Here is a 1,596-nt window from a genome sequence, read left to right as displayed (position 1 = left end):
CACCTCCTGCTTACCTCCGCCAGCGGGTCAATATTATGCCACCTGCCTAAAGCAGGGTCATAATTCCTTGCCCCATAGTCATACATATTAAGTCCCAGCTCGTCTTGCCATTCCTGTTCCTGATACTTATACTTATAAAATTCAAAATGTATTAAATATGAAGAAATATTATATTATTCTTCAATAAGAGCAACTTTCCATAAACTACTTTTACAAGTCATATAAATTTTATTTATAAGTTTGGTTCCATCAGGATATATCAACTCTTCAATTATTGTATATAGGTCTTTTTCAACCTCCTCAAAATTTGAGAAATTTCTTTTGACAGAGTTAAAATTTGGATAGCCATTTTCTTGTAGATTTTGTATTAATGACAATTTTAAAAGTTCAGCAGTTTCGGTTATGAGCTCAGAATCATTTAAGTCATAATTATAATTTGCTTGTTCTAGAATTAATCGTGCTTCAGTTTCAAAGTCTTTGCTATTTAATATGGCTTCGTCATCTTTATTTGTATATGCAATTTCCAATGATGTTATTGCATCTTGAGGAGTTTTATATTTGTATATCATAATTTTTAAATTTATCTATATTTCAAAGGGATTTTTTGGCGGACTTGCTTTTTTTACAGGTGTTGTTCTCCTGGGTAGGTCAGGTTTTTTAACTCCCGTACTTTCGGTTACAGTAGTAGAGGTATTAATTCGTAATAAATCATTTATTTTTGTTTTTGGGTTTAATTTGATTTGTTCTTTAACCTCTGTAACTACATTTCTAACAAATTCTAATGGTTTTACTCCTTCGGCTGGTCCCGCATCAAGTTTTTCTTTAATAGCACTATTATACTTTGGATGACTACCATGTTGGCCTTCTCCACTAGTTCTGCTAAATTTTTCCACAGGTACTTTATTTTCTGCTCCTTCAAATTTAAAGCCTTCTTTACGAGCGGCTTTTACAACATCATTATTTTTTAATGCTCTTGGAATTACATGATGTGATTCTGTTTTCCCTCCGACTTCCGATACTTTTGTTGATACTTCCGTTGTTAATTTAACAGCATCAGAAGCTCCTAATAAAGGTGTTGAAGTTACAGGTGTTGAACTACTCATTAATGGCCCTAACCAAGGGCTGAATAATTCTAAGCCTTCTAGCTCTATGCCCATACCCATTTTATTCTCCTGAAAAGCATAGGGTGAATTATACACATAATCCATGGCCAATNCCGATACTTTTGTTGATACTTCCGTTGTTAATTTAACAGCATCAGAAGCTCCTAATAAAGGTGTTGAAGTTACAGGTGTTGAACTACTCATTAATGGCCCTAACCAAGGGCTGAATAATTCTAAGCCTTCTAGCTCTATGCCCATACCCATTTTATTCTCCTGAAAAGCATAGGGTGAATTATACACATAATCCATGGCCAATGGGTCAATGCTCATAAACCTGCCAATGGCATAGTCGTAATTACGCCATTTAAAGCTGTCCCAGTTAAGCCCTAACTCGTCTTGCCGTTCCTGCCCTTGGTACTTATACTTATAATTCCCTTGCTCATAGGCCGGGTTCAGCGATACCACCCCATAATTAGCCTCATATTCCTTGCGG

Annotated in this window: 3 protein-coding genes; all 3 read right to left on the bottom strand. The window is 35.4% G+C overall.

Annotated features, from left to right (window positions below):
* A partial coding sequence (locus CHU92_RS16160) for an RHS repeat-associated core domain-containing protein (RefSeq protein ID WP_317044668.1) occupies positions 1–152 on the bottom strand: 152 nt, incomplete at its 3' end.
* 21 nt (positions 153–173) lie between these two features.
* Entirely contained in the window at positions 174–569 is a 396-nt protein-coding gene (locus CHU92_RS00260; protein WP_094411443.1) for a hypothetical protein, read from the bottom strand.
* 15 nt (positions 570–584) lie between these two features.
* Positions 585–1,568 (bottom strand): AHH domain-containing protein, encoded by a 984-nt coding sequence (locus CHU92_RS15660; RefSeq protein ID WP_449403974.1) that lies wholly within the window; start codon positions 1,566–1,568, stop codon positions 585–587.
* Between the last annotated feature and the right edge of the window lie 28 nt (positions 1,569–1,596).

This window comes from Flavobacterium cyanobacteriorum (assembly GCF_002251835.1).
GTDB lineage: Bacteria > Bacteroidota > Bacteroidia > Flavobacteriales > Flavobacteriaceae > Flavobacterium > Flavobacterium cyanobacteriorum.
The sequence above is the reverse complement of the archived record's forward strand: the minus strand, read 5'-3'. Positions and strand labels throughout refer to the sequence as shown.

What these genes read in the sequence shown, in the direction of transcription:
- CHU92_RS00260 (WP_094411443.1), bottom strand. Translation starts at nt 569, where the DNA reads ATGATATACAAATATAAAACTCCTCAAGATGCAATAACATCATTGGAA.